Source organism: Pimelobacter sp. 30-1, from assembly GCF_018831735.1.
Classification (GTDB): Bacteria; Actinomycetota; Actinomycetes; order Propionibacteriales; family Nocardioidaceae; genus Nocardioides.
This window is the reverse complement of the sequence record NZ_NHTS01000010.1, coordinates 102258-127115: the sequence shown is the minus strand read 5'-3', so window position 1 is coordinate 127115 and position 24858 is coordinate 102258. Positions and strand designations below refer to the sequence as shown.

Annotated in this window: 28 protein-coding genes and 3 tRNA genes; 20 read left to right on the top strand and 11 right to left on the bottom strand. The window is 72.8% G+C overall.

Annotated features, from left to right (window positions below):
* Positions 1-99 precede the first annotated feature (99 nt).
* From CCO04_RS22325 to CCO04_RS22280, 10 genes are all read left to right on the top strand, one after another.
* Positions 100-789, top strand: a complete 690-nt coding sequence (locus CCO04_RS22325; protein ID WP_215816372.1) for an energy-coupling factor ABC transporter permease — start codon at positions 100-102, stop codon at positions 787-789.
* On the top strand, positions 786-1130 hold the full coding sequence (locus CCO04_RS22320) for a PDGLE domain-containing protein (RefSeq protein ID WP_215816371.1): 345 nt from the start codon (positions 786-788) through the stop codon (positions 1128-1130). The genes CCO04_RS22325 and CCO04_RS22320 overlap by 4 nt, the downstream gene beginning before the upstream one ends.
* A gap of 16 nt (positions 1131-1146) precedes the next feature.
* Positions 1147-1839 carry a cobalt ECF transporter T component CbiQ gene (gene cbiQ / locus CCO04_RS22315; protein ID WP_215816370.1) on the top strand — a complete coding sequence of 231 codons (693 nt, stop codon included), beginning with the start codon at positions 1147-1149 and terminating at the stop codon, positions 1837-1839.
* A complete protein-coding gene (locus CCO04_RS22310) occupies positions 1836-2609 on the top strand; it encodes an energy-coupling factor ABC transporter ATP-binding protein (protein ID WP_215816369.1) in 774 nt (257 codons plus the stop codon). The genes cbiQ and CCO04_RS22310 overlap by 4 nt, the downstream gene beginning before the upstream one ends.
* Complete coding sequence (locus tag CCO04_RS22305; RefSeq protein ID WP_215816368.1) at positions 2606-2854, top strand: DUF3618 domain-containing protein; 249 nt, start codon at positions 2606-2608, stop codon at positions 2852-2854. Before CCO04_RS22310 ends, CCO04_RS22305 begins: the two co-directional genes overlap by 4 nt.
* A gap of 38 nt (positions 2855-2892) precedes the next feature.
* Positions 2893-3192, top strand: a complete 300-nt coding sequence (locus CCO04_RS22300; RefSeq protein WP_215816647.1) for a co-chaperone GroES — start codon at positions 2893-2895, stop codon at positions 3190-3192.
* A gap of 58 nt (positions 3193-3250) precedes the next feature.
* Positions 3251-5683 (top strand): penicillin acylase family protein, encoded by a 2433-nt coding sequence (locus CCO04_RS22295; protein WP_215816367.1) that lies wholly within the window; start codon positions 3251-3253, stop codon positions 5681-5683.
* A 91-nt stretch (positions 5684-5774) separates the two neighbouring features.
* Positions 5775-6689, top strand: coding sequence for a WYL domain-containing protein (locus CCO04_RS22290; protein ID WP_215816366.1), 915 nt, complete (start codon positions 5775-5777; stop codon positions 6687-6689).
* The gene (locus CCO04_RS22285; RefSeq protein WP_215816365.1) at positions 6686-7666 is read left to right on the top strand and encodes a WYL domain-containing protein; all 981 of its coding nucleotides are present in this window, start codon (positions 6686-6688) and stop codon (positions 7664-7666) included. The genes CCO04_RS22290 and CCO04_RS22285 overlap by 4 nt, the downstream gene beginning before the upstream one ends.
* 95 nt (positions 7667-7761) lie before the next feature.
* Entirely contained in the window at positions 7762-7935 is a 174-nt protein-coding gene (locus CCO04_RS22280; RefSeq protein ID WP_215816364.1) for a hypothetical protein, read from the top strand.
* Here the strand turns inward: CCO04_RS22280 and CCO04_RS29945 are convergent.
* The 4 genes from CCO04_RS29945 to CCO04_RS22260 form a co-directional block, all read right to left on the bottom strand.
* Positions 7916-8620, bottom strand: a complete 705-nt coding sequence (locus CCO04_RS29945) for a GAF and ANTAR domain-containing protein (RefSeq protein WP_215816363.1) — start codon at positions 8618-8620, stop codon at positions 7916-7918. The two genes, CCO04_RS22280 and CCO04_RS29945, sit on opposite strands and share 20 nt — an antisense overlap.
* A 46-nt stretch (positions 8621-8666) precedes the next feature.
* Positions 8667-10187 (bottom strand): serine/threonine-protein kinase, encoded by a 1521-nt coding sequence (locus CCO04_RS22270; RefSeq protein ID WP_215816362.1) that lies wholly within the window; start codon positions 10185-10187, stop codon positions 8667-8669.
* 77 nt (positions 10188-10264) lie between these two features.
* Positions 10265-10340: transfer RNA gene (locus CCO04_RS22265), tRNA-Lys, on the bottom strand.
* A 75-nt stretch (positions 10341-10415) separates the two neighbouring features.
* Entirely contained in the window at positions 10416-11984 is a 1569-nt protein-coding gene (locus tag CCO04_RS22260; RefSeq protein WP_215816361.1) for an NAD(P)/FAD-dependent oxidoreductase, read from the bottom strand.
* Positions 11985-12084: 100 nt separating this feature from the next.
* Between CCO04_RS22260 and CCO04_RS22255 the strand changes: the two genes are divergently transcribed.
* A complete protein-coding gene (locus CCO04_RS22255) occupies positions 12085-13038 on the top strand; it encodes a pirin family protein (RefSeq protein WP_215816360.1) in 954 nt (317 codons plus the stop codon).
* 2 nt (positions 13039-13040) lie between these two features.
* Here the strand turns inward: CCO04_RS22255 and CCO04_RS22250 are convergent, their stop codons facing one another.
* Positions 13041-13901: a bifunctional helix-turn-helix transcriptional regulator/GNAT family N-acetyltransferase gene (locus CCO04_RS22250; RefSeq protein WP_215816359.1), complete on the bottom strand. Its 861-nt coding sequence runs from the start codon at positions 13899-13901 to the stop codon at positions 13041-13043.
* A 118-nt stretch (positions 13902-14019) separates the two neighbouring features.
* Here CCO04_RS22250 and CCO04_RS22245 point away from each other — a divergent pair, with 118 nt between their 5' ends.
* Both CCO04_RS22245 and CCO04_RS22240 read left to right on the top strand, forming a co-directional pair.
* Complete coding sequence (locus CCO04_RS22245) at positions 14020-14223, top strand: hypothetical protein (protein WP_215816358.1); 204 nt, start codon at positions 14020-14022, stop codon at positions 14221-14223.
* An 80-nt stretch (positions 14224-14303) separates the two neighbouring features.
* Entirely contained in the window at positions 14304-14735 is a 432-nt protein-coding gene (locus CCO04_RS22240) for a hypothetical protein (protein WP_215816357.1), read from the top strand.
* A 370-nt stretch (positions 14736-15105) separates the two neighbouring features.
* Here the strand turns inward: CCO04_RS22240 and CCO04_RS22235 are convergent.
* Together CCO04_RS22235 and orn are read right to left on the bottom strand one after the other, a co-directional pair.
* Positions 15106-15181: transfer RNA gene (locus CCO04_RS22235), tRNA-His, on the bottom strand.
* A gap of 58 nt (positions 15182-15239) precedes the next feature.
* Entirely contained in the window at positions 15240-15875 is a 636-nt protein-coding gene (gene orn, locus CCO04_RS22230) for an oligoribonuclease (protein ID WP_215816356.1), read from the bottom strand.
* Positions 15876-15954: 79 nt separating this feature from the next.
* Here orn and CCO04_RS22225 point away from each other — a divergent pair, with 79 nt between their 5' ends.
* Together CCO04_RS22225 and CCO04_RS22220 are read left to right on the top strand one after the other, a co-directional pair.
* The gene (locus CCO04_RS22225; RefSeq protein ID WP_215816355.1) at positions 15955-16446 is read left to right on the top strand and encodes a DoxX family protein; all 492 of its coding nucleotides are present in this window, start codon (positions 15955-15957) and stop codon (positions 16444-16446) included.
* 3 nt (positions 16447-16449) lie between these two features.
* Positions 16450-17187 (top strand): thioredoxin domain-containing protein, encoded by a 738-nt coding sequence (locus CCO04_RS22220; RefSeq protein ID WP_215816354.1) that lies wholly within the window; start codon positions 16450-16452, stop codon positions 17185-17187.
* Between the two features lie 175 nt (positions 17188-17362).
* On the opposite strand, the gene CCO04_RS22215 is transcribed toward CCO04_RS22220, so the two are convergent.
* The gene (locus tag CCO04_RS22215) at positions 17363-17881 is read right to left on the bottom strand and encodes a hypothetical protein (protein ID WP_215816353.1); all 519 of its coding nucleotides are present in this window, start codon (positions 17879-17881) and stop codon (positions 17363-17365) included.
* A gap of 110 nt (positions 17882-17991) precedes the next feature.
* Between CCO04_RS22215 and CCO04_RS22210 the strand changes: the two genes are divergently transcribed.
* A complete protein-coding gene (locus CCO04_RS22210; protein ID WP_308281450.1) occupies positions 17992-19020 on the top strand; it encodes an adenosine deaminase in 1029 nt (342 codons plus the stop codon).
* Positions 19021-19024: 4 nt separating this feature from the next.
* The gene (locus CCO04_RS22205; protein ID WP_215816352.1) at positions 19025-20191 is read left to right on the top strand and encodes an acyl-CoA dehydrogenase family protein; all 1167 of its coding nucleotides are present in this window, start codon (positions 19025-19027) and stop codon (positions 20189-20191) included.
* Between the two features lie 116 nt (positions 20192-20307).
* Here the strand turns inward: CCO04_RS22205 and CCO04_RS22200 are convergent, their stop codons facing one another.
* Together CCO04_RS22200 and CCO04_RS22195 are read right to left on the bottom strand one after the other, a co-directional pair.
* Positions 20308-21114 carry an ABC transporter ATP-binding protein gene (locus CCO04_RS22200; protein ID WP_215816351.1) on the bottom strand — a complete coding sequence of 269 codons (807 nt, stop codon included), beginning with the start codon at positions 21112-21114 and terminating at the stop codon, positions 20308-20310.
* On the bottom strand, positions 21111-21782 hold the full coding sequence (locus CCO04_RS22195; protein WP_215816350.1) for a FadR/GntR family transcriptional regulator: 672 nt from the start codon (positions 21780-21782) through the stop codon (positions 21111-21113). The genes CCO04_RS22200 and CCO04_RS22195 overlap by 4 nt, the downstream gene beginning before the upstream one ends.
* Before the next feature lie 164 nt (positions 21783-21946).
* Between CCO04_RS22195 and CCO04_RS22190 the strand changes: the two genes are divergently transcribed.
* From CCO04_RS22190 to CCO04_RS22180, 3 genes are read left to right on the top strand one after another with little or no spacing between them, the layout of a single operon-like run.
* Positions 21947-23338 (top strand): 2-isopropylmalate synthase, encoded by a 1392-nt coding sequence (locus CCO04_RS22190; RefSeq protein WP_215816349.1) that lies wholly within the window; start codon positions 21947-21949, stop codon positions 23336-23338.
* Positions 23339-23371: 33 nt separating this feature from the next.
* Positions 23372-23944 carry an RNA polymerase sigma factor gene (locus tag CCO04_RS22185; RefSeq protein ID WP_215816348.1) on the top strand — a complete coding sequence of 191 codons (573 nt, stop codon included), beginning with the start codon at positions 23372-23374 and terminating at the stop codon, positions 23942-23944.
* On the top strand, positions 23941-24705 hold the full coding sequence (locus CCO04_RS22180) for a hypothetical protein (RefSeq protein WP_215816347.1): 765 nt from the start codon (positions 23941-23943) through the stop codon (positions 24703-24705). Before CCO04_RS22185 ends, CCO04_RS22180 begins: the two co-directional genes overlap by 4 nt.
* A gap of 61 nt (positions 24706-24766) precedes the next feature.
* Here the strand turns inward: CCO04_RS22180 and CCO04_RS22175 are convergent.
* Positions 24767-24843 (bottom strand) — tRNA-Arg (locus CCO04_RS22175).
* Positions 24844-24858 lie beyond the last annotated feature (15 nt).

The window sequence follows — 24858 nt, the reverse complement described above, 5'->3', positions numbered from 1 at the left end:
GTTGTTGCAAAGCAAGTGCAATAAAGTGGATCGTGCTCGTGACCATCTAACTACCCCGGTGGCGCGCTTCCGAACACTGGACCGAGTACAGGAGCAACGATGCACGTCCCCGACGGCTTCCTCGACGCCCCGACGTCGATCGCGACCGGCGTCGTCGCGGCCGCGGGCGTGGGCCTGGCGCTCCGCAAGGCGCGCACCGAGCTGGACGACCGGACCGCTCCGATGGCCGGCCTGGTCGCGGCCTTCGTCTTCGCCGGCCAGATGATCAACTTCCCGGTCGGCGCCGGTACCAGCGGCCACCTGCTCGGCGGCGCGCTCGCCGCCGTCCTGGTCGGTCCGTGGACCGCGATGCTCTGCATCAGCGTGGTGCTGCTGGTCCAAGGTCTCTTCATGGCCGACGGCGGGCTGACCGCCCTCGGCACCAACATCACGCTGATGGCGATCGTCGGGGTCGTCGTCGGCTACGGCGTCTTCCGGCTCGCGCTCGGCGTGCTGCCCCGCAAGGTCGGCTCGGTGCCCGTGGCCGCCGCGGCCGGCGCGCTGGTCTCGGTCCCCGCGGCCGCGACCGTCTTCAGCCTGCTCTTCGCGATCGGCGGCACCGCCGACATCGCCACCGGCAAGGTGCTCGCCGCGATGGTGGGCTGGCACGTCGTCATCGGCATCGGCGAGGCCCTCATCACCGGCCTCGTGGTCAGCGCCGTGGTCACCTCCCGCCCCGACCTCGTGCGCGGCGCGCGGGGGATCGCCGGGCGACGAAGCCGCCTCCGGACCGAGGAGGTGGGCGCGTGAAGAACCGCCGCTTCCTCCTCGCGGGCCTGCTCGTGGCCCTGCTTGTCGCGGGCATCGGCAGCTACTACGCCAGCAGCCACCCCGACGGCCTCGAGTACGTCGCCGGCAAGACCGGCTTCAGCGACTCCGCCGACGACCCGGTCGACACCGGGAGCCCGTTCGCGGACTACAGCACCAAGGGCGTCGACGACGAACGGCTGAGCGGAGGGATCGCGGGCGTGGCCGGCGTCCTCCTGACGCTGGTGATCGGCGGGGGACTCTTCTGGGTCCTCCGGCGTCGCGATGGCTCCGCCGGCGATGTGGCGCCGGCGGAGCCACCGGTGCCGGCCGACGCGGACTGACCCGGACGGCGACGCGATGGGCGCGGGGCACGGGCACCGGCTGCACTTCCACGGGCACTCCGTGGTGCACCGGGCTCCGGCGCACCTCAAGATCCTCGTGCTGCTCGGCTTCGTGCTGGGCGTCGTCGCCACCCCGCGCGAGTGGTACCCGGTCTTCGGCGGCTACCTGGTGCTCGTCCTCGGCGTGGTCGTGCTGGCCCGGGTGCCGCTGCGCTACCTGCTGCCACGGATGGTCATCGAGGTGCCCTTCCTCGTCTTCGCCGCGCTCGTGCCGTTCGTGGCCGAGGGGGAGCGGGTCGCCGTCCACCTGGTCGGCGGCTGGGAGCTCTCGCTCTCGGAGTCCGGCCTGCTCGCCGCCTGGGGACTGGTCGCCAAGGGCACGCTCGGCGTGCTCGCGTCGCTGACGCTCGCCGCGACCACCGAGCCGGCCGAGGTGCTGCGCGGCCTCCAGCGGCTGCGCTTCCCCGACCTGCTCGTGCAGATCATGGGCTTCATGATCCGCTACCTCGACGTGGTCACCAGCGACCTCGGGCGGATGCTCACCGCGATGCGCTCGCGCGGCGTCGACCCCCGGTCTCCCCGGCACTGGCCGGCGCTGGCGCGTACGCTCGGAGCCCTGTTCGTGCGGTCGTACGAGAGGGGAGAGCGCGTGCACCTGGCGATGCTCTCGCGCGGCTACGACGGCCGCCTCCCCGAGGAGGCCCGGTGACCACGCCCGTCCTCGACGTCCGCTCCCTGGCCTTCGCCTACCCCGACGGGCACCAGGCGCTCTTCGGCGTCGACCTCCACGTCCACGCGGGGGAGCGGGTCGCCCTGCTCGGCCCCAACGGCGCCGGCAAGACCACCCTCGTGCTGCACCTCAACGGCATCCTGTCCGGCGAGAGCGGCGACGGCGCGGGCAGCGTCGCGGTCAGCGGCCTGCCGGTGACCAAGAAGAACCTGCTCGAGATCCGGCGCCGGGTCGGCATCGTCTTCCAGGACCCCGACGACCAGCTCTTCATGGGCTCGGTCCGCGCCGACGTCGCCTTCGGCCCGGCCAACCTCGGCCTCAAGGGCGCCGCGCTCGACGAGCGGGTGATGACCGCGCTCGACCAGGTCGGCATGGCCGACTTCGCCGACCGGCCGCCGCACCACCTCTCCTTCGGCCAGCGGCGCCGGGTCGCGGTCGCGACGGTGCTGGCCATGGAGCCCGAGATCCTCGTCCTCGACGAGCCCAGCTCGAACCTCGACCCCGCCTCGCGCCGCGAGCTCGCCGACATCCTGCGCGGGCTCGACGTGACGCTGCTGATGGTCACCCACGACCTGCCCTACGCCCTGGAGCTCTGCCCCCGGGCCGTGGTGCTCAGCGACGGCAAGGTCGTGGCCGACGGATCGACGTACGACGTGCTCACCGACGAGGCCCTCATGCGTGCCCACCGGTTGGAACTGCCCTGGGGTTTCGACCCGCGCACCATCGCGGTTGATAGCCTGCCCCGGTGAGTGAGACTCCCTCTGACATCGAGCGTGAGATCGAGGAGGCGCGCGAGCGCCTCGCAGGCACGATCGACCAGCTCCTCTACCGCTCGCACCCCAAGACGATCGTCAGTCGCGAGGTGGCGCAGGTGAAGGCCCACTACGTCGACGTCCAGACGGGCGAGCCCCGCACGGACAACATCCTCAAGACCGTGGGGATCGTCGTCGGGGTGATCGCCCTCGGCGTCGTGCTGCGCAAGATCACCCACTGAGGTCCGGCGCGCCCGTGACCGACAAGACCCCCATCAAGATGCTGCACGACCGCATCCTGTGCGAGACCGACACCGAGGCCGGCGAGCGCCGCTCCTCGGGCGGCATCGTCATCCCCGCCACCGCCGCGATGGGTGCCCGCCGGCTGGCCTGGTCGCGCGTGGTCGCGGTCGGCCCCCACTGCCGTGCGGTGGTGACCGGTGACAAGGTGCTCTACGACCCCGACGACAAGGCCGAGGTCGAGGTCTCCGGCGACGTCTACGTCGTGATGCGCGAGCGCGACATCCACGCGGTCGCCGCCGACCGGCTCGGCGACGAGGCGGCCGGGCTCTACCTCTGAGCCTCCCGCCGCGCCCGGTGTGACGTAACGCACATCGGCTGCAACTCGTTGCACCCTCGTGCGCTCCCCCCGACTGCTGACGCTGCTCGCCGCCGCCCTCGTGGTGCCCGTCCTGGCCGCGGCCGGGCCCGGGCCCACCGACGCGGCACCGGCGCCGGCGCCCGCATCGGCTCCCGCGCCGTCGTACCAGGCGACGGTCAAGATCACCGCCCACGGCATCCCGCACATCACCGCGCGCGACTGGGGCTCGCTCGGCTACGGCAGCGGCTACGCCACGGCGCGCTCGTCGATCTGCAACCTGGCCGACACGGTGCTCACCGCGCGCGGTCAGCGCTCGCGCTACCTGGGGCCGGACGCGCGCTACCGCGACGGCGTCTCGATGGAGGCCAGCAACCTCCAGGTCGACGCCTTCGTCACCGACCTGCGCAACCGCAAGGTGGTCGAGGGGCTGCTCACCTCGCCGGCCGGTCCGACCCCGCGGGCCCGCGAGATGGTCAAGGGCTACGCGGCCGGGGTCAACCGGTGGCTGCGCGAGAACCGGATCACCGACCCGGCCTGCCGCGGCCAGGCCTGGATCAAGCCCGACGCCACCGAGCTCGACCTCTGGTACGGCGTCTACCTGGCCAACCTGATCGGCTCCTCGGGGGTCTTCGTCAAGGAGATCGTCGAGGCGGACCCGCCGACCCTCCAGGACCCGGGCCTGCCCGACCTCGGCATCGACCTGCCGCTGCCCACGACCAAGGCCGAGGTCCCGGCGTACGCCGCGCGGGTCGACCGCGAGGCGCTCCTGCGCTCGCTGGGGCAAGAGAGCGACTTCGGCTCCAACGCGACCGCCATCGGCGGCGACAAGAGCTCCACCGGGCGCGGGCTGCTGCTCGGCAACCCGCACTTCCCGTGGGTCGGGCGCTACAAGTTCACCCAGCAGCACCTCACCCTCCCCGGCCAGTACGACGCCGCGGGCGGCTCGCTGATGGGCTCGCCCGTCGTCAACATCGGCTGGAACAAGGACGTCGCGTGGAGCCACACGGTCTCCACCGCCTACCGCTTCACGCCCTACGAGTACCTCACCGTCGGCCCCGGCCCGCTCTACCTCAGCGCCAACGGCCTGCTCAAGAAGGCCGAGCGGCGCTGGGTCGAGATCGCGGCCAAGCAGCCCGACGGCTCCATCAAGACCGTGCGCGAGGACCTGTGGCGCACGCCCCAGGGCTACGTGATCGACAGTCCCTCGCAGTTCATGGGCTGGTCGCCGATCAGCCTCTGGGCGATCCGTGACGCCAACGCCGAGCACCTGCGCACCATCGACACGTTCCTCTCGATGGGCCAGGCCACGAGCAGCCGTGACCTCCTGCGCCGCCAGGACGCCGGGGGCGGCATGCCGTGGGTCAACACGATCGCCGCCGACCGCGGTGGCGACGTGCTCTACGCCGACCACAGCGTCGTCCCCAACGTCCCCGACGCGCTCGTCACCCGCTGCCTGACGCCGGTGGGCCTGCTGCTCAAGACCGTGGCCGGGCTGCCCGGCCTCAACGGCCTGCTCGCCGACAGCGCCTGCGCGTGGGGCACCGACGCCGACGCGCAGCGCCCCGGAATCCTCGGGCCCGCCAAGCTGCCCGCCGTCGTCCGCCGCGACTGGGTGATCAACGCCAACGACTCCTACTGGACGCCCAACGACCAGGTCCGGCTCGAGGGCTACGCCTTGATCATCGGTTGCGAGAAGTGCGCGCGGACGATGCGGACCCGGATGGTCGCGCAGTACGTCATCGACCGGCTGAAGGTGGGCAAGGAGACCCCGGAGACCCTGCGCGGGCACGAGTACGAGAACCGGGTGCGCGCCGCCGAGGTGATGCGCGAGGGCGGCCGGCTCGACGAGGTGTGCGCCAAGACGGGCGAGACCCGTGCCTGCGCGGTGCTGAAGGCCTGGGACGGGCACTCCGACGTGACCTCGGTCGGCACCCACCTGTTCGAGGCCTTCGTCGAGCGCGCGCCGACCGGGACGAACCTGTGGACGGTCCCCTTCGACGCCAAGAGCCCGTTCACCACCCCGCGCGGACTCAAGACCACCGCGCCCGTGGTCAAGGCGATGCAGGCCGCGATCGATGCCGTCCGCAAGGCCGGCGTCGCCTTCGACGCCCCGTGGGGGAGCCTGCAGGTGGCCGGCGACCGCGGCGCGCCGGCGTACCCGCTCGGGGGCGGGGAGGGCGACCTCGCGGGCAACGCCAACGCGCTCGCATCGATCGCCCCGGCAGGCAACACCGACCGCTACAAGCCGGTCAGCTACGGCTCCTCGCACGTGCAGGCGGTGTCCTACCTCGCCGACGGCAGCGTCGACGCGCGCACGATCCTCACCTACAGCCAGGACGAGGACCCGGCCTCGCCGTGGTCCGCCGACCAGACCCGGCTCTACTCCCAGGAGCAGTGGGTGCGCTTCCCGTGGACGCCCGCCCAGGTGCAGGCCGCACTGGTGCGGACGATCACCCTGCAGGGGAGCTGACCCGGCCACCGATACGCTCGACGCGTTCGACCGAGCGCGGAGAGGCAGGACCACGGTGGCGAAGGGGCCAGGACGCGACCAGCGCGCGCCCATGGAGCGGCTGGTACGCATCGCGGCGGTGCTGCGCGCGGCCGGCGCGGCCGGGGTGCCGCGCGACCGGCTGCTCGAGGTGGCCGGCTTCGACGGTGCCGACGCCCCGACCCAGCTCAGCCGCGAGCTGCGCAACCTCAACCGGCTCGGCTGGCTGATCGACAACGTCGCCGAGGCCGGCGACGACGCGCGCTACCGGATGACCACCGTCGACAACCGGCTGCGCGTCCGGCTCACCCCGGAGCAGCAGACCGCGCTGCGCCGCGCGGTGCTCCTCGCCGACCGCGACGACCTGGTCGAGCGGCTCGGCCTGCCCGCCGACGCCCGGCCGGTCGAGGTCGCCGCGCCCGCGCCCGCCCTCGACGGCACGACGAGCGGCGCGCTCTCCGAGGTCGTCCGCGCGGTCCGCGACCGCTGCGTGCTGCGCTTCGGCTACAAGGGCGTCGCGCGCGTCGTGCACCCCGAGTCGCTCCAGACCCGCAACGGCGCCTGGTACCTGCGCGGCGTCGAGGACGCGGCCGTCGCCGACGCAGGCCCGGTCAAGACGTTCGTCGTCGACCGGATGGCCGAGCCCGAGGCCGGTCCCGCCGGCTCGGCGGCCCTGGTCCCGCCCGTGCGCCATGCCGGGCTGCACCCGATGACCTGGCAGCTCGACCCGCCCGTCGACGTCGTGCTGCGCACCCCGGCCCGCTTCGAGCCCGACGTACGACGCTGGCTGGGCGAGCCGCACGAGGTCGTCCCCGAGGGCGCCGGCAGCGACGACGTGCTGCTGACCTACCGGGTGACCAACCGTGAGGCGCTGCGGGCCCGGATCTACGAGCTCGGCACCCGGGTCCGGGTGGTCGGCCCGCCCGAGGTCCGCGAGGACCTCGTCGCCGCCCTCGCCGCGGCCGCCGGGATGGAGTACCCCGCATGAGCCAGGTCCCCCTCTACGCCGCCCGGATCGCCCGCCTGCCGCGGGCCTTCGAGCGCCTCGCCGCCCATCCCGACGGCCTCCCGCTCGCCGACCTCGCCGCCGAGCTCGGCGTCCCGGCCGCCGAGCTGCGCGACGACCTCCTGGCGTTCTACACCGCCGACGTCTCCGCGGACTGGCTGCTGGGCCTGACCCGCCCCGACGTGCTGGAGTTCCTCGGTCCCGACGGCTCCGACGTCGACCCTGCCGAGGCCGAGATCGTCCGCTTCGTCGAGGAGACCGGCGAGCTCGGCGTCGAGTACGTCGACGCGGCCGAGCTCGCCCTCGTCCACACCGCCGCCCTCGCCCTGCTCGACCTGGAGCCCGACAACGCCGACCTTCTCGGTGCCCTGGAGGTGCTCACCGAGACCCTGCTCGGCACCCCGGGCGACGTGCCGCGGCTCGCCGACCGCAACCGCTCCCTGCCGCTCCTGCAAGAGGCGCGCGAGTCGCGCCGGGCCGCGCGGATCGTCTACTCCCGGGCCTGGCAGCCGGGCGTCTCCGAGCGCGAGATCGACCCCTACCGGCTCGTCCAGACCCGGCGCGGCTGGGAGGTCGACGCCGGGCCGCCCGACGAGCACGGCCGGCTGCGCACCTACCTGCTCTCGAACATCCGCGAGGTCACGCTCCTGGACCGGGAGTTCGTCGTACCGGAGGACCTGGGGGAGGTCCTCGCCGCGCAGCGCGCCACCACGACCGTGCGCGTGCTGCTGCCCCAGGAGGCCCGCTGGGCCGCGGACTTCTACGCCGAGCAGGTCACCCTGGTCCAGGACGACGAGGAGTCGGTCGTCGTCGACGTCGACCTCCTGCCGCCCCTGGAGCGCCGGGTCGGCCAGCTGCTGCTCGCCGCCGGGCCGACCGCCTTCGTGATCGAGCCGCCCGCGCTCGAGAACGCCGGCGTCGTCCTGGCCGAGGAGCTGCTGCTCCACCACTCGGCGTGATGCCCGCGCGGGCCGCCGTGGTCTAGGCTCGGCGCGAGCGGCTCAGGACGGGGGCTGCGCCCGGGTCCGCGCGACCCCGCTGCCAGGAGGTCCCCGTGCCCCCGCTCTCCCACGTCCTCGTCGAGCTCGCCGAGGGCAGCGTCCCCGGTCTGGTGCTCAAGACCGCCCCGGACGGCCGCTCCGTCCTCGTCACCTACGAGCTGGACGGGCACGTGGCGACGGCCTGGCTGCCCGTGGAGAAGGTGTCCCTCACGCCCGGCCCTCGTTGACGAACCGCTCCGCCGTCGAGTCGACGATCTCCTGCGCGATGGCGCGCAGCTTGATGTTGCTGGTGGACGAGGCGCGGACCAGGAACTGGAACGCGCGGTCCTCGGGGATCCGGTAGCGCTCCATGATGATCCCGACCGCCGTCCCGATCGCCTGGCGCGAGGCGACCGACTCGTTGAGCTGGTGCTCGTGGCGGGCGCGGCCCAGGGCGATCGCGGCGTGCGCGGCGAAGAGCTCGGCGAGCTGGATCGCGTCGGGGTCGATGCCGGGGGCGCGGGAGTAGAGGTTCAGGCCGCCGAGGGCGCCGTCGTCGGTGTAGAGCTGCAGGCCCATCTGGGCGCGCAGGCCGAGGCGTCGTACCTCGTCGACGTAGCGGGGCCAGCGCTCCTCCTGGTCGATGTCGTCCATGACGGTGACGCCGCCGTGCCGGATGGCGTCGTAGCAGGGTCCCTCGGCGAGCTTGTACTGCAGCTCGTCGACCTCCCAGACGAGCTGGCCGGTGCCGGCCCGGGTCTCGATGGTGCCGTTGCTGTGGGTGATCGAGATGCCGACGTGCTCGAAGGCCGGCACGGTCTGCTGGGCGGCCCGGACGATGGCGTCCAGGGTGTCGTCGAGCGAGCGGTGGCGGTGGATCTCCTGCGCCGCCTCGGTGAGGGCGGACGCGATCTCGTTGCGGTCAGGGTTCACGACGGACCTCCTCGGTGCTCCGGGGCGGTACCCGGAACCGACCGGATCAGTCGGTCGACCGGTAGAGGCAGGCGAACCAGCGCTGCCCCTGGATGTAGGCCGTGGTGCTCGGCGGGAGCACGAAGACGTCGAAGGTGCCCCGCTGGGCCCGCCCCTTGTCGCCGAGGTAGGTCCGCAGGTTCGCCTCGGTGCAGGTCGCGTCGACCGTGGGGTCGGCGCCGACGGCGTCGGTCGTGACGTCCGTGGTGGCCTCGTCGAACCGGCCGACCTCGAAGACCTCCCACGGGCCGTCGGTGCAGGGGCCGGACGTCGCGCTCAGTGCCTGGCCGATCTGCTGGACGCCGCTGTAGCAGGCGCCGAGCTTCGGCGCCCCCGACAGCGGGTCGGCGGCGGGACCCGCCCCGGGGTCGCCGGTGCGGTCGGTCGCGGTGGGGGTGTCGCGGTCGTCGCCGCTGTCGCCCGCGGCGCCGTCGGGCGCGAGCAGGACGCCGCCCAGTCCTCCGAGCGCGAGCCCGGCGACGGCACCGGCGACGGCCAGCGGCCAGCGCCGGCGCGGGGGAGCGGGCGCGGTGGTGCTCCGCGGCGAGGGCGGTACGGCGCCGCGCAGCTGGGTGAAGCTCGCCTCGGGCCCGCCCACGACCAGGCCGCCGCTGCCGACCCCGGGCCGGATGGCGCGCAGGGCGTCGTGGAGCTGGCGCGCGGTCGGGTAGCGGTCCGCGGCGTCGTACGCCGTCGCGGTGCGGATGACGTGCATCAGGCCCGCGCCGTCGGGCAGTCCCGGGTCGGGCAGCTCGCTGCGCAGCCCCGCGAGGATCTCCTCGACCGACGCGGGCCGCCCGTCGGTGCTGCGCCGCGGCGAGGCACCGGTGATCATCGCGTGCAGCGTCGCGCCCATCGAGAAGACGTCGGACTGCGTGGTCGGTGGCGCCGCGGCGAACGCCTCGGGCGAGGCGTACGCCGGCGTCAGGGCCTCCAGGCTCACCGACAGGTCCTGCCCCGGCTGGGGCAGCGCGGCGAGGCCGAAGTCGGACAGCCGCGGCGTCCCCCACGCGTCGATGAGGACGTTGCCCGGCTTGAGGTCGCGGTGCAGGATCCCGGCCTCGTGGGCGGCCGCCAGCGCACTCGTCACGGCCAGCCCGACCTCGATGGCCTCGTCGACCCGCAGCGGCCCGTGCGCGTCGAGGTAGGAGGCCAGGCTGCCGTTGGCGCAGAGCTCCATCACGAGGTAGGGCCGGTTGTCGTTGGTGACGCCCACGTCGATCAGCGACACCACGTGCGGGTGCCCGCTGATCCGGCTCACCGCCGTCGCCTCGCGGACGAACCGGCGCCGGTTGGTGTCGTCGTCGACCACCCGGTTGTCGATCTTGACGGCCACCTCGCGGTCGACCGCCACCTGGCGCGCCCGCCAGACCTTGGCGAAGCCGCCGCGGCCGATCTCCTCGACCAGGTCCACGCCCGGGACGATCAGGGTGTGCTGGGTGGGCGGGCCGTCGTACCCGGCGGGCGGGGGCGGCGGCGGAGGGGGCGTGGCCGGGGGAGGCGGCGGAAGCGGTGGCTGGGGGTCCACCGGGGGATCGTAGTGGAGCACGCGGGGAGACGACGAAGGCCGGGTGACCTCGTGGTCACCCGGCCTTCGTCTTCGTCTGGTACGCCATCAGGGACTCGAACCCCGAACCCGCTGATTAAGAGTCAGCTGCTCTGCCAATTGAGCTAATGGCGCTTGTCTTCCACGTCCGTTGAACGCGAGAAGAAACATTACCAGCGTACGTCGGCCGCGACGAAATCGGGACCCACGTCAGCGCGATTCGAGGACCGCCTGGGCCGCGTTGTGACCGCCCAGGCCGGACACCGCGCCGCCGCGGCGGGCGCCGGACCCGCAGAGCAGGACGGCGGGGTGGTCGGTCTGCACGCCCCACCGCTCGGCGGGGGTCGCGAGCCGGGCGCGGTGCGAGGCCCAGGGCCACTCGAGGTCGCCGTGGAAGATGTGGCCGCCGGGCATCGCGAGGTCCGCCTCGATCTCCTGGGGGATCTTGGCCTCGATGCACGGGGTGCCGTCGGCGTCGCGCAGGAGGACGGACTCGATCGGCTCCTCCAGGACGGCGTCGAGCGCGGCCAGCGCGCGGCGTACGGCCTCGGCCTTGGTCGCCTCGGGGTCCTTCTCGAAGAGGTGCGCCGGGGTGTGCAGCCCGAAGTAGGTGAGCGTGTGGGTCCCCGGCGGCACGTCGCCGAGGATCGACGGGTCGGTCAGGGAGTGGCAGTAGACCTCGCCGGGCAGCGGGTTCGGCAGCTCGCCGCGGCGCGCCGCCGCCCAGGCGACCTCGAGGTCGGAGGCGGCCTCGGCCAGGTGCAGCGTGCCCGCGAAGGCGACCTCGGGGTCGATGCCCGAGCGCAGTCGCGGCAGCCGGGAGAGCAGCAGGTTGATCTTCAGCTGCGCGCCCTGCGGCTTGGTGGTGGGGTCCTCGTCCTCGCCGAGGAGGATGCGGAGCACCCACGGCGCGACATTGGCTAGCACGGTCGACGTCGCGACGGTGTGCTCGGTGCTGCCGTCGTGCCAGGTGACCTCGGCGCCGTCGGTGCCGCCGGCGCCGGGCCGGACGGCGCTCACGCCCGCGCCGGTCACGATGGTCGCGCCGGCCTCGACCGCGGCCCGGGCGAGCGCGTCGGTGACCGCGCCCATCCCGCCGACCGGCACCCGCCACTCGCCGGTCCCGTTGCCGATGAGGTGGTAGAGGAAGCACCGGTTCTGGACCAGGCTCGGGTCGTGGATCGACGCGAACGTGCCGATCAGCGCGTCGGTCGCGACCACGCCACGGACCAGGTCGTCGCGGAAGCGCCGCACGATCGCGGTGCCGATCGGCTGCTCGACGACATCGCGCCAGATCTCCGGGTCGACCTGGGCGCGCAGGTCGGCGTCGGTGGCCAGCGGACGGGTCAGGGTCGGCGCGACCGCGTGGGCCAGGCCGGAGACGCCGGCGTAGAAGGCCCGCCACGCGTCGTACTCGTCGTCGGAGCCGGTCAGCGCCCGGAACGACGCCCGGGTGGCCTCGCCCTCGTCCCGCTCGACCAGGAGCCCGCCGGGGTGCCCGCCCCGCATCGTCGGCGAGTACGACGCGGTGGTGCGGCTGACGAGCGCGAGGTCGAGCCCGAGGTCGTCCTGGACCTGCTGGGGGAGCAGCGAGACCAGGTAGGAGTAGCGCGAGAGCCGGGTCGGGAAGCCCGGGAACGCCTGCGCCGAGACGGCGGCGCCACCGATGTGGCCGAGCCGTTCGAGGACCAGGACCGACAGCCCGGCCCGAGCCAGGTAGGCGGCGGCGGTCAGGCCGTTGTGGCCGGCGCCGACGACCACGACGTCGTAGCGGTTCATGGCCCGACCCTAGGCGTGCCCGACTCCTGCGGGAATGCGCCACGCGGTGTTATGGTTGACACGGCAACCAATCCGATCGACCACCACGGAGGTGGATGTCATGCCCGCGATCACCGTTGACGACCTCACCGTCCTGCCCCGCGTCAAGACGCCGGGCCTGGGCGACCAGCCCCGCCCCGTCTGGCAGGTGAGCACCGCGCCCCAGGGCTACGAGGGGGAGGGCTTCCCGGTCCGCCGGGCGTTCGCCGGCATCGACATGCGCCACCTCGACCCGTTCATCATGATGGACCAGATGGGCGAGGTGGAGTACGCGCCCGGTGAGCCCAAGGGCACGCCCTGGCACCCGCACCGCGGCTTCGAGACCGTCACCTACATCATCGACGGCACCTTCGACCACCAGGACAGCCACGGGGGCGGCGGCACCATCACCAACGGCGACACCCAGTGGATGACGGCCGGCAGCGGCCTGCTCCACATCGAGGCGCCGCCGGAGTGGCTCGTCCAGCAGGGCGGGCTGTTCCACGGCATCCAGCTCTGGGTGAACCTGCCGCGCGACTCCAAGATGAACGACCCGCGCTACCAGGACATCCGCTCGGGCCAGGTCGCGCTGCTCACCTCGGACGACGCGGGCGCGCTCGTCCGGGTCATCGCGGGCAGCGTCGACGGGCACGAGGGGCCCGGGTCGACGTACACGCCGATGTCGCTGGTGCACGCCACCCTCGAGCCCGGCGCCCGGCTCGACCTGCCGTGGCAGGTCGACTACAACGCGCTGGTCTACGTCCTCAACGGCTCCGGCACCGTCGGTACGACGGACGCCCAGCCGATCCACACGGGCCAGTCCGCGGTCCTCGGCGCCGGCGACTTCCTCACGATCAGCGCCGACGAGAAGCAGGAGAGCCGCTCGCCCCAGCTCGACGTCATCGTCGTCGGCGGCCGCCCGATCAAGGAGCCCATCGCCTGGGCCGGGCCGTTCGTGATGAACACCAAGGCCGAGGTGATGGCGGCCTACGAGGACTTCCAGAAGGGCCGGTTCGGGCTGCCGATCGGCGGCTGACCTCAGAGGCTCTTCTCGAAGAACGCCTCGGCGTAGGGGTTGTCGTTGTAGCGCTCGATCCGGGTGTACCCGGAGCGCTCGTACATCGCGATCGCCTCGACCAGGGTGCCGTTGGTGTCGAGCACGACCCGGCGGTACCCCTGGTCGGCGGCGAGCGCCTCCAGGTGGCGCAGCATCCGCGACCCGAGTCCGGCCCCGCGCCAGTCGCCGTGCACCCACATCCGCTTGATCTCGGCGGTCTCGTCGTCGATCACCGGCCGCACCCCGCCGTAGGCCACGGGCTCGCCGTCGGAGGTCGCGACGACATACGTCGCCCCGGGCTCGGGCGCATCCGGCCCACCTGGGTCGAACCCGTCGGGGAAGCGCGCGTCGAGCTCGTCGAAGTAGCGCTGCGTCGCGATCCGCGCCACCGGGTCGTCCGAGGTGACCTCGCGCAGCCGCACCGTCGCCGCCCGCACCAGCAGGTCGGCGGTGGCGAGCGCCTCCGCGAGCCGCTCCTGCTGGCGCGCGGTGAGGGGAGCGACCAGCGTCGCGGCCCGCTCCTCGGAGCGGCGCTCCAGGTCGTCGTACGCGTGGCGGCCGGCGGTCGTCAGCCGCACCACCCGCCGCCTCCGGTCACCCTCGTCCGCCGCCGTCGCCACGAGCCCCTCGCCCTCGAGTAGCCGCAGCAACCGCGACAGGTGCCCCGAGTCGAGCTCGAGCCGGTCCCGCAGCGCCCGCACGCTCGCCCCCTCGTCGTTGCCCACCTCGAACAGCAGCCGCGACGCCGCCAACGGCCGCCCGGTCCCGAGGAACGACTCGTCGAGCACGCCGATGCGCTGGGTGTAGGTGCGGTTGAAGCGGCGCAGGACGTCCGTGAGCATTCTCTGACTTTAGTCAGAGAAAGTCGCCGATGTCGATCTGCGGCCGACTGCCCGGGCTTGCCTCGCGGACGGCGTATGCTGTTGCTCCGGGTCACGCCCGGAGAGAGTGAGGCCCCTGATGAACTGGTTCACCTGGCTCGTGATCGTCCTGGGCGGCGGGTCCGTCGCCTACACCCTCTTCCTGCTGGTCCGTCCGCGCCGCTCGAAGGTCGACGAGACCGCGAGGCTGCGCGAGAAGTACCAGGGCGAGGACTTCTACCGCGGTGGCAACCCCGGTATCGGCGGCTTCAACGGCCCCGGCGATCCGTTCAACCGGCGCTAGGCCGGGCTGCCGGAGCCCGTTTGTTGAGAAGGGTCCGTAAATCCAGCGCGGACGGACGAGGCGGCCCCTAGTCTCGCCCCATGATGACTCGAACGACCCTCGCGGCTCTCGCGCTCCTCGGCGGCGCCGTGCTCACGGGCTGCGGCGACGGCGACGGTGACAAGGGCGCTGACGCCGACCCGACCAAGGCCGCCGGTACGCCGACCAGCGCCACGCCGACCCCTACCCCCACGCCGACCCCGACCGGCACAGGCATCCTCGAGACATGCCTGGCGATCGGCGACGAGATGCCCGAGAAGGTCCAGCCGTACGGCGCCCGCTGGGACGCGTGGGTCGACGTGATGGACACCGCGATGGCCGAGGCCGACGACGAGGCGCGCGCGGCGCTGCAGCCGTGGGTGGACGAGATGCACGCGATCAGCGAGCTCGAGGTGGATCTCGACGGCATCACGGAGCGCTTGGACCGCTTCGGCAAGGGGGCGGACCTGTTCGTCCAGGCCTGCGAGGCCTGACCCGGACGATCGGACCCGAGAGACTGCCCCGGCCTTCGGGCCGAGGCGGTCGCTGGGCCCGATCTCGATCTTGCTCTGGTCGCGGAAGTGCAGGCCCACGACTCGACTCGATCCAGGGATTCTCGATCCCGGCGCAGCCTGGCGACGGCTCTAGGTCGAAGCACCTCGTGTCCACCTGGACGACATCGGCCCTGTGCCGGGCGATGGTGCGACGCCCTTGAACGGCTCGATGTCGAGGTCGGGCGGCGGTGCCGGTCGGCGGTGGCTCGGCCGGGCTCGGTCGGCCCCCACGGCAGTTGACGCCGCGTTGACATCGATCAGAAATGAGAGCCGGCCCCTGACCTGTTCCCAGGTCAGGGGCCGGCTCTCTTGGGGTGAGTAACGGGACTCGAACCCGCGACATCCGCCACCACAAGGCGGCGCTCTACCAGCTGAGCTATACCCACCATCGACTCTCCGACGAGCGAAGAGCCGGGAACGAGTGTAGAGGTAACCGGCCCGGAACTAGGAATCGATACCGGTTCCAGGCGTGCCGAGCCCGGTGATCGAGCCGCCGTGGCGGGCGGCGGCGGCCTTGGCGGTGTCGCCGTCGGGGCCCGGGAGGGGAACGAAGACGGTGTCGCGGTAGTAGCGCAGCTCCTCGATGCTCTCCTGGATGTCGGCGAGCGCGCGGTGGTTGCCGCGCTTGGTCGGGGCGTTGAAGTAGGCGCGGGGGAACCAGCGCTTCGAGAGCTCCTTGATGGAGGAGACGTCGACGATCCGGTAGTGCAGGAAGGCGTCGAGCTCGGACATGTCGCGGGCGACGAAGCCGCGGTCGGTCGCCACGGAGTTGCCGGCGAGCGGGGGGCGGCTGTCGGGGCCGCAGTGCTCGCGGAGGTAGGCCATGACCTGGTCCTCGGCCTCCTGGAGGGTCACGCCGTTCTCGAGCTCGGCGAGGAGGCCGGAGGACTCGTGCATGTTCCGGACGAAGTCGATCATCTGGTCCAGCGCCTCGGCCGGGGGCTTGATGATGACGTCGACGCCGTCGCCGAGGACGTTGAGGTCGAAGTCGGTCACCAGGGCGGCGACCTCGATCAGGGCGTCGTTCACCAGGTCGAGCCCGGTCATCTCGCAGTCGATCCAGACGAGTCGTTCATTCACGAAGGTGCACCCTACGCCGTATCCGGGCGGGGCACCGGTTCTCAGCAGCCGCTCAGCGGGGCCCGTTAGCCTCGTCGGCGTGAACGGAGCACTGGCCTGGGCAGGTCTGGTCGCCCGGTTGGTGACCGGTGGCGTCTGGATCGTTGCCGGCGCGCTCAAGATCACCGAGCCGGACGCCAGCATCGCCGCGGTGCGCGCCTACCAGCTGCTGCCGTCGTCGGTGGCCGAGACGGTGGGGATCGCGCTGCCGGCGATCGAGTTGGTGATCGGGCTGGCGCTGGTGCTCGGGGTGCTCACCCGGGGCGCGGCGCTGCTCTCGGCGCTGCTGTTCGTCGCGTTCATCGTCGGGATCGCCTCCGTGTGGGCCCGCGGCATCGAGATCGACTGCGGCTGCTTCGGCGGTGGCGGGTCGAAGGCCGGTGCCGCGTCGGCGTACCCGTGGGAGATCGCGCGGGACGCGGCGCTGCTCGCCGCCTCCCTCTTCGTCGCGTGGCTCGGCCGTACGCGACTTTCCCTGGATTCCCTGTTGTTCGACCGGCGCTCGGAGAGCGCCCCTGAAGGAGCTGTTTAGCCGATGTCCTCCAACTCGAAGGCCACTGCCCGCTCGCAGAAGGCCGCCGAGATGCGTGCCGCCCAGAAGAAGCGGGAGGCGCGCCGCCGCATCCTCACCATCACCGGTGTGGTCGCGGTGATGGCGCTGATCATCGGCGGATCGATCCTGGTCAGCGTCCTGAACAAGAAGGAGGTCAAGGCCGCCGCCGCCGGCTCCAGCGCGTACGGCGTGACCATCGGCAAGAAGGACGCCCCCCACTCGATCGTCATCTACGAGGACTTCCTCTGCCCCTTCTGCCGCCAGCTCGAGTCGGCCACCCGCAGCAAGCTCGAGGGCCTCGCCGCCGACGGCAAGGTCTTCGTCGAGTACCGCCCGTTCAACCTCCTCGGCGGTGAGGGCCGGACCTACCCGATCCGCGCGGCCGGTGCCTTCTCCATCGTGCTGGAGAAGTCCGGGCCGGAGGTCGCCAAGAAGTTCCACGACCTCCTCTTCGAGCACCAGCCCTCCGAGCAGAACGCCGACGCCGAGGGCCCCGACTCCGACCTCGTGAAGTACGCCGTCGAGGCCGGCGCGAACGAGGCCGACGTCAAGGCCGCCATCGAGGCCGGCGAGGGTGCCGACTGGGTGACCAAGGCGACCAAGGAGGCCCAGGACAGCGGCGTCGGCAGCACGCCGACCGTGCTCCTGGACGGCCAGGTCTTCGAGGATGGCCGGACGATCCAGGACCGGGCGAACAGCCTCATCGACGCAGTCGACTGACGCAGTGCGGATGCCGCCTCACCGGCGGCATCCGCACACCGTCTGAGCTGTCGGCTACCTCGCGCCGTCGATGACTGCCTGGACCACCGCAACGACTGCGATGGTGCCGAAGGCGATCATGAGGACGAAGCCGATGGCCGTGAGCAGCCCGCTGCTGCGTCGCCGGGCTCCGACGTCACCACCTCTTGGTGCTGTCACACTTGCCCCCTGCGAAACAGATCCGGCTTCCCATGGGGAAGATCTCAACAGTGAAGTCGAAGGTCTGCGACATCGGGGTCATGGAGACCTTCTGCTTGATCGAGAACCGCCAGGTCACTTTGCTGATGCCGCCGATGTAGGTCGTCTTCTTCGAGATGGTCGGGCCCGAGATGACCTCGACATCCTCGAGAGCTCCCGTCAGGACATTGCGTGTGGGCAGAGTGATCTGAGGGTTCTTGCCCCAGAGAACATGCGTACCGTTGTGGCAGATCCCGAGCGACACATTGAGCTTGTGGCCGGAGAACACGTCCCAGCCGTTCGTGTGGTACTGCCGCAGCCAGTTCCCGCACTTCGCCTGGGTCTGGTACGCCTGAGCTTGGCTCGGCGGTGCGACGAGCATGGTCACCAAGGAGATCAAGGCCGCCAGCAGGGGAGCCAGGAGAGCGGCTCGAGCGCGCGGCGCGATCGCCTGCCTGGCCGAGAGCGAGTGGTTCATTCAAGTCAACCTTTCCGAGAGGGAAGTTGGATCTTGTCACAGGCGGCGGGCATCAATGGAAATGTCCCGGTGAAACCGCTCGGGCGGGGGCCGGCTGGCAGGATCGTCTCGTGCTGAACGACTTCATCGCGGGCCTGCCCAAGGCCGAGCTCCACGTCCACCACGTCGGGTCCGCCTCGCCGCGGATCGTCTCCGAGCTGGCCGCGCGCCATCCGGGCACGGTCCCGGCGGACCCGGAGCGGTTGCGCGAGTTCTTCGCGTTCCGCGACTTCGCGCACTTCATCGAGGTCTACCTCGCGGTCGTCGACCTGGTCCGCACGCCCGAGGACGTCCGCTACCTCACCTACGAGATCGGCCGTGAGCTCGCCACCGGTCAGGCCGTGCGGTACGCCGAGCTGACCTGCACGCCGTACACCTCGGTGCTTCCCGACGACCCCGAGCGGGGCATGGCGATCGAGGCCTACACCGAGGCGATCGAGGACGCGCGGGTCGCGGCCGAGCGCGACTTCGGGCTGGTGCTGCGCTGGATCTACGACATCCCGGGGGAGTCGGGCATCCCGGCCGCCGACGCGACGCTGCGGTTCGCGCTCGACCACGCGCCCGAGGGTCTGCTCGGCTTCGGTCTGGGCGGTCCCGAGATCGGTGTGCCGCGCGCGCAGTTCGCGCCGCACTTCTCGGCCGCGCGGGCCGCCGGCCTGCGCTCGGTGCCCCACGCGGGCGAGACCACCGGTCCGGAGACGATCTGGACGTCGCTGCGCGACCTCGGCGCCGAGCGGATCGGGCACGGCACGTCCGCGGCGGCCGACCCCGCGCTGCTGGCCTACCTCGCCGAGCACCGGATCCCGCTCGAGGTGTGCCCGTCGTCCAACGTGGCCACGCGCGCGGTCGCCTCGCTCGACGAGCACCCGCTGCCGCGCTTCGTCGAGGCCGGCGTCCTGGTGACGATCAACTCCGACGACCCGCCGATGTTCGGGACCACGCTCAACCGCGAGTACGAGATCGCGGCCGACCTCCTCGACCTCGACGCCGCCGGGGTGGCCGACCTGGCCCGGGCCGGCGTCGCGGCGTCCTTCGCGCCGGACGACGTCCGGGCCCGGCTCAGCGCCGAGATCGACGCCTACGCCGCCGGGGGAGCCTGAGCCCGTGGCCACCACCCCGCTCGGCCTGTTCGCCATCGATGGCCTGCTGTCGGACGAGGAGCGGGCGATGCGCGACACCGTGCGCGCCTTCGTCGACGCGCGGGTCCGCCCCCACCTCGCCGACTGGTACGACGCGGGCACGCTCCCCGCCCGCGACCTGGCCCGTGAGCTCGGCGGACTGGGCGTGCTCGGCATGCACCTGGAGGGCTACGGCTGCGCCGGGACCAGCGCGACCGCCTACGGACTGGCCTGCCTCGAGCTCGAGGCCGCCGACTCCGGCCTGCGCTCCCTGGTCTCGGTCCAGGGCTCCCTGGCGATGTTCGCGATCTGGAAGTGGGGCACCGAGGAGCACAAGCAGACCTGGCTGCCCCGCATGGCCACCGGCGAGGCCATCGGCTGCTTCGGCCTGACCGAGCCCGACTTCGGCTCCAACCCCGCCGGCCTGCGCACCCGCGCGGTCCGCGACGGCGACGCCTGGGTCCTGACCGGCACCAAGATGTGGATCACCAACGGCTCCATCGCCGACGTCGCCGTCGTCTGGGCCCAGACCGACGAGGGCATCCGCGGATTCGTCGTGCCCACCGACACCCCCGGCTTCACCGCCCCCGAGATCAAGCGCAAGCTCTCCCTGCGCGCCTCGGTGACCAGCGAGCTCGTCCTCGACGGCGTCCGCCTGCCCGCCGACGCGGTCTTCCCCGAGGTCCGCGGCCTGCGCGGCCCGCTCTCGTGCCTGGACGAGGCCCGCTTCGGCATCGTCTTCGGCTCCCTCGGCGCCGCCCGCGACTGCCTCGAGACCACCATCGCCTACGCCCAGCAGCGCGAGATCTTCGACAAACCCCTCGCCGCCTACCAGCTCACCCAGGCCAAGCTCGCCGACATGAGCCTCGAGCTCGGCAAGGGCATGCTCCTGGCCCTCCACCTCGGCCGGCTCAAGGACGCCGGGCACCTCGCCACCGAGCAGGTCAGCCTCGGCAAGCTCAACAACGTCCGTGAGGCCATCGCCATCGCCCGCGAGTGCCGCACCATCCTCGGCGCCGCCGGCATCACCCTGGAGTACCCCGTCCTGCGCCACGCCAACAACCTCGAGTCCGTCCTCACCTACGAGGGCACCAGCGAGGTCCACCAGCTCGTCATCGGCCGCGCCCTCACCGGCGAGGCCGCCTTCCGCTGAGGGCGGCCCAAAAAAGCATCAGCCCCACGGGGCTCATACCTCCCGCGGGGCTGCCACTTTTGTACGACATCCGGGCCACGCGCCGGGGGAGGCGCGCCGGGCTCGGGCGGGGTGCCCTAGGCGCTGTGCAGCCGGGTCGGCGGCAGCGCCCGCGCGCGCCAGCGGCCGCCGTCCCGGTCGACCTCGATGGGGTGCTCGAAGGTCCGGCTGATCGTGTCGGTGGTGACCGCCTCCGCGACCGGGCCGGCGACGACGACGTCGCCGTGCGAGATGAGCAGCGCGTGCGTCGTGGTGGTCGGCAGCTCCTCGAGGTGGTGGGTGACGAGCACCGAGGCCACCTCGGGCGCGCTGTGCGCGAGCCGGTCGAGCACGCTGAGCAGCTGCTCGCGGGCGGCCACGTCGAGGCCGGTGGTCGGCTCGTCGAGCAGCAGCAGGCGCGGCTGGGCAGCCAGCGCGCGGGCGATGAGGGCGCGGCCGCGCTCGCCCTGGGAGAGGGTGGGCCAGTGCGCGTCGCGGCGGGCGCTGAGGCCGACCTCGGCGATCAGCTCGTCCGCGCGGACGACGTCCTCGGGGGTGGGCGTCCAGCGCATCGGCAGCTCGATCGTGCCGGTGATCCCGGTGAGCACGACCTGGTGCACGCTCAGCCGGGACTCCAGCGGGTGGCGCGGGTTGACGTGGCCGATGTCGCGGCGCAGCTCCTGGAGGTCGACCCGGCCGAGCCGGCGGCCGAGCACGTCGACGGTGCCCGACGTCGGGTGCACCTGGGCGCCGCAGAAGCTCAGCACGGTGCTCTTGCCGGCGCCGTTGGGCCCGAGCAGCGCCCAGTGCTCGCCGGCCCGGACGGTGAGGTCGACGCCGTGCAGGATCTGGTTGCCGTTGCGGCGGAAGGTCACCTCGCGCAGGTCGAGGACGGTCGGGTTCACGTCAGGGTCTCCTTCAGGGACGTCAGGTGGGTCCGGCTGAGCCGGGCGGCCAGGTCGGCATCGCGATCGGCGATCGCGCGGTGCAGCAGGTCGTGGGCCTCGTGGTCGCTGGCGTGGTCGGCGGCGGTGCCGAGGCGGAGCATCTCCACCATCGCCACCCGGCTGCGCGGCACGAAGCTGTCGAACAGGTCCACCAGGACCGGGTTGTGGGCCGCCACGACGACGGCACGGTGGAACGCCATGTCGGCGTCCACCCGCTCCTCGACATCGGTACGACGCGCGCGCTCGGCCAGCGCCCGCCCGATCGCGCGCAGCTCGGTCGGCGTCCGCCGCTGCGCCGCGAGCGCCGCGGCCTCGGCCTCGATCGCCGTGCGCGCCTCGATCACCGAGACGATGTCGGCCCGGCGCAGCACGAGGTCCCAGTCCTCGGGGACGTCGAGCGCGGTGACGAACACGCCCGCACCCTGGCGCGAGGCCAGCACGCCGCGCCCGGCGAGCTGCCGGATCGCCTCGCGCAGCGTCGAGCGGCCCACGCCCAGCTGGGGGGCGAGCGTGGTCTCGCCCGGCAGCTTGGCGCCGAGGGTCCACTCGCCGGCCCGGATCCGGGTGAGCAGCAGGTCCGCGGCCTGGTCGGCGAGCGGCTCGCGGCGTACCTGGGGGCTGGGCATGGGGGCGGGGCCTTGTCTACTTGTCTGAGGAGTTGGGCTAGAGTCTAGGACATGCAGACGACCGTGCTCCTCCTTGCCCGCCGCGGCGGGGCCTGGTGCGGTCGGCTCCTCGTCGCGGAGTGAGGCGTGCGCCGGCCCCACCACGACCGGCAAGGAGCCTCCGCATGACCACCTACGACTGGAACCGCCAGCGTCCCTCGGGGATGCCGTCCCACCGCTACCGCGACGTCCACGACCGCGTCGACGTACCCCTGACCGAGCGGGACTGGCCCACGCGCCGGCTGACCGAGGCGCCCCTGTGGGTGCCGGTCGACCTGCGCGACGGCAACCAGGCCCTGGCCGAGCCGATGGATCCCGAGCGCAAGCGCCGCTTCTTCGCGCTGCTCGTCGCGATGGGCTACAAGGAGATCGAGGTCGGCTACCCGTCGGCCTCGCAGACCGACTTCGACTTCGTCCGGCTGCTCGCGGCCTCCGACCTGGCGCCGCCGGACGTGACGATCGTGGTGTTCACCGCGGCCCGCCGCGACCTGGTCGAGCGGACCGTGGAGTCCGTGCGGGGTCTGCGCAATCCCGTCGTCATCCATCTGTACACCGCGACCGCACCGACCTGGCGCGATGTCGTCCTGGGGCACTCGCGCGAGGCGCTCAAGGACCTGGTCCTGGCCGGGGCGCTCGACGTCCTCGAGCTGAGCGAGGGACTGCCCGACGTCCGCTTCGAGTTCTCGCCCGAGGTCTTCAACCTGACCGAGCCCGACTACGTCCTCGACGTGTGCGACGCGGTCACCGCGCTGTGGGAGGCGACCCCGGAGCGCCCGGTGATCCTCAACCTGCCCGCCACGGTGGAGATCGCGACCCCCAACGTGTACGCCGACCAGATCGAGCACATGCACAAGAACCTCGCGCGCCGCGACAGCGTGATCCTCTCGGTGCACCCGCACAACGACCGCGGTACCGGCGTGGCCTGTGCCGAGCTCGCCGTCCTGGCCGGGGCGCAGCGGGTCGAGGGCTGCGTGTTCGGCAACGGCGAGCGGACCGGCAACGTCGACATCGCCACCCTCGCGCTCAACCTGCACGCCCAGGGCGTCGACCCGATGATCGACTTCTCCGACATCGACGAGGTACGCCGCACGGTCGAGCACTGCACGCGGATCGAGGTGCACCCGCGGCACCCCTACGTCGGCGCCCTGGTCCACACCGCCTTCAGCGGCACCCACCAGGACGCCATCCGCAAGGGCTTCGCCGAGCACCGCGCCCGTGCCGCCGCGCAGGGCCGGGCCGCGTCCGAGATCGACTGGCGGGTGCCCTACCTGCCGGTGGACCCGGCCGACCTCGGCCGCACCTACGACGAGGTGATCCGGGTCAACTCCCAGTCGGGCAAGGGCGGCATCGGCTACGTGCTGGAGCGCGAGCACGGCGTCGTGCTCTCGCGGGAGCGCGAGATCGCGTTCGGCCGGACGGTCCAGCGCCACGCCGACGCGACCGGCACGGAGGTCAGCGCCGCCGAGCTCGGCACCCTGTGGGAGCGCTTCGCGCAGGGGGAGTCCGGCGAGGGGTGACACACTCGGGCCGGTGGCGGACAGGTACGGGGCATGAGTCCACCCCGCGCCCCTGATCCACGCCACCGGTTCGCCGAGCTCTACCGGGCGCTCTACGGCGACCTGGTCCGGTTCGTGCAGCGCCGGACCGGGGCGGGGTCCGGGTCCGCCGAGGACGTCGTCGCCGAGATCTTCCTGGTCGTGTGGCGCCGCGTCGCCGACCTGCCCGCGGACGACGACGCCGCCCGTGCCTGGGTGTACGGCGTCGCGCGCGGTCACCTGCTCAACACCCGCCGCGGCGACCGGCGCCGGCAGGCGCTCGCGGTCCGGCTCGCCGAGGCGGCGCCGGCACCACCGGCGAGCGGCGACGACGACCGCACCGCCGACGCCGCCGCCCGCCGGGTGGACCTCGCCCGCGCCTGGCAGCGCCTCTCGGCGGGACACCAGGAGGCCATCGCGCTGACCGCGCTCGACGGCCTGTCCGCGCCGCGGGCCGCGGAGGTGCTCGGCATCTCGCCGGTGGCCTACCGGCTGCGGCTCAGCCGGGCCCGCCGGGCGCTGCGCCTCCACCTCGACCACCTCCCGCGGACCGCGCCCGCGGCACCCAAAAGGACCTCCACGCCATGACCGACGACCTGATGACCCTCGTGCGCTCGCTCGACCCTGCAGACCCGGCGGCCGCCGTACCGACGGGGGAGGGGGTGCGCGCCCGGGCCGACCTCGCCCGGATCCTCGCCACCGACCCGCTCCCGGCGCCTCGCCGTCGTCCGGCCCGGGTGCTCGTCGCCGCCGCGGCGGCCGTCGCCGTGGTCGCGACGGGCGTCGTCCTCACGCCGTCCGTGATCGGCGGCGACGCCGCCTTCGCCACCTGGCGCCCGCTGCCCCAGAACGTCGTCGGCACCGCCCGGACCGAGGCCGCCGACCGGTGCCGCGACGAGCTGGACGACACCGGCGCGACCGACGCCCTCGACCGGGCCCGGCCCGCGGTGGCCGAGCAGCGGGGCGCCTGGACGCTGGTGCTCCTCAGTGGGACCGGCGGGTTCTCGGGGCTGTGCATCACCGACGACAGCCGCCGGCTGCTCGGCGACATGATCGGCTCGGTCGGCACGGCCGACGTACCGGCGCCCGGGCCGCGCGGGCTCACCGCGACCGACCTCGGCACCGGCTCCCTGGACGCCGGCGACCTCTCGCTCGTCGCAGGCCTGGCCGGCGACGACGTGGTCGCGGTCGCCTACGCCAGCGCCGAGCACGGACGGGTCGAGGCGAGCCTCGGCGAGGGCCGGTTCGCGCTGTGGTTCCCCGGCGACGAGCTGGTCGGCGGGGGCGTGGTGCCCCTGGAGGTCACCTACGCCGACGGCAGCCGGGCGCGCGTCGACGTCGCGCTCTGAGCCCGCAACGCAGCGACCGCCGGCCGGCGTCCTCACGGACGTCGGCCGGCGGTCGTGCTGATGGCGCCCCCGGCAGGAGTCGAACCCGCAACCAGCCGGGTAGAAACCGGCGGCTCTATCCAATTGAGCTACGGAGGCCCGGGCGTCAGGGTA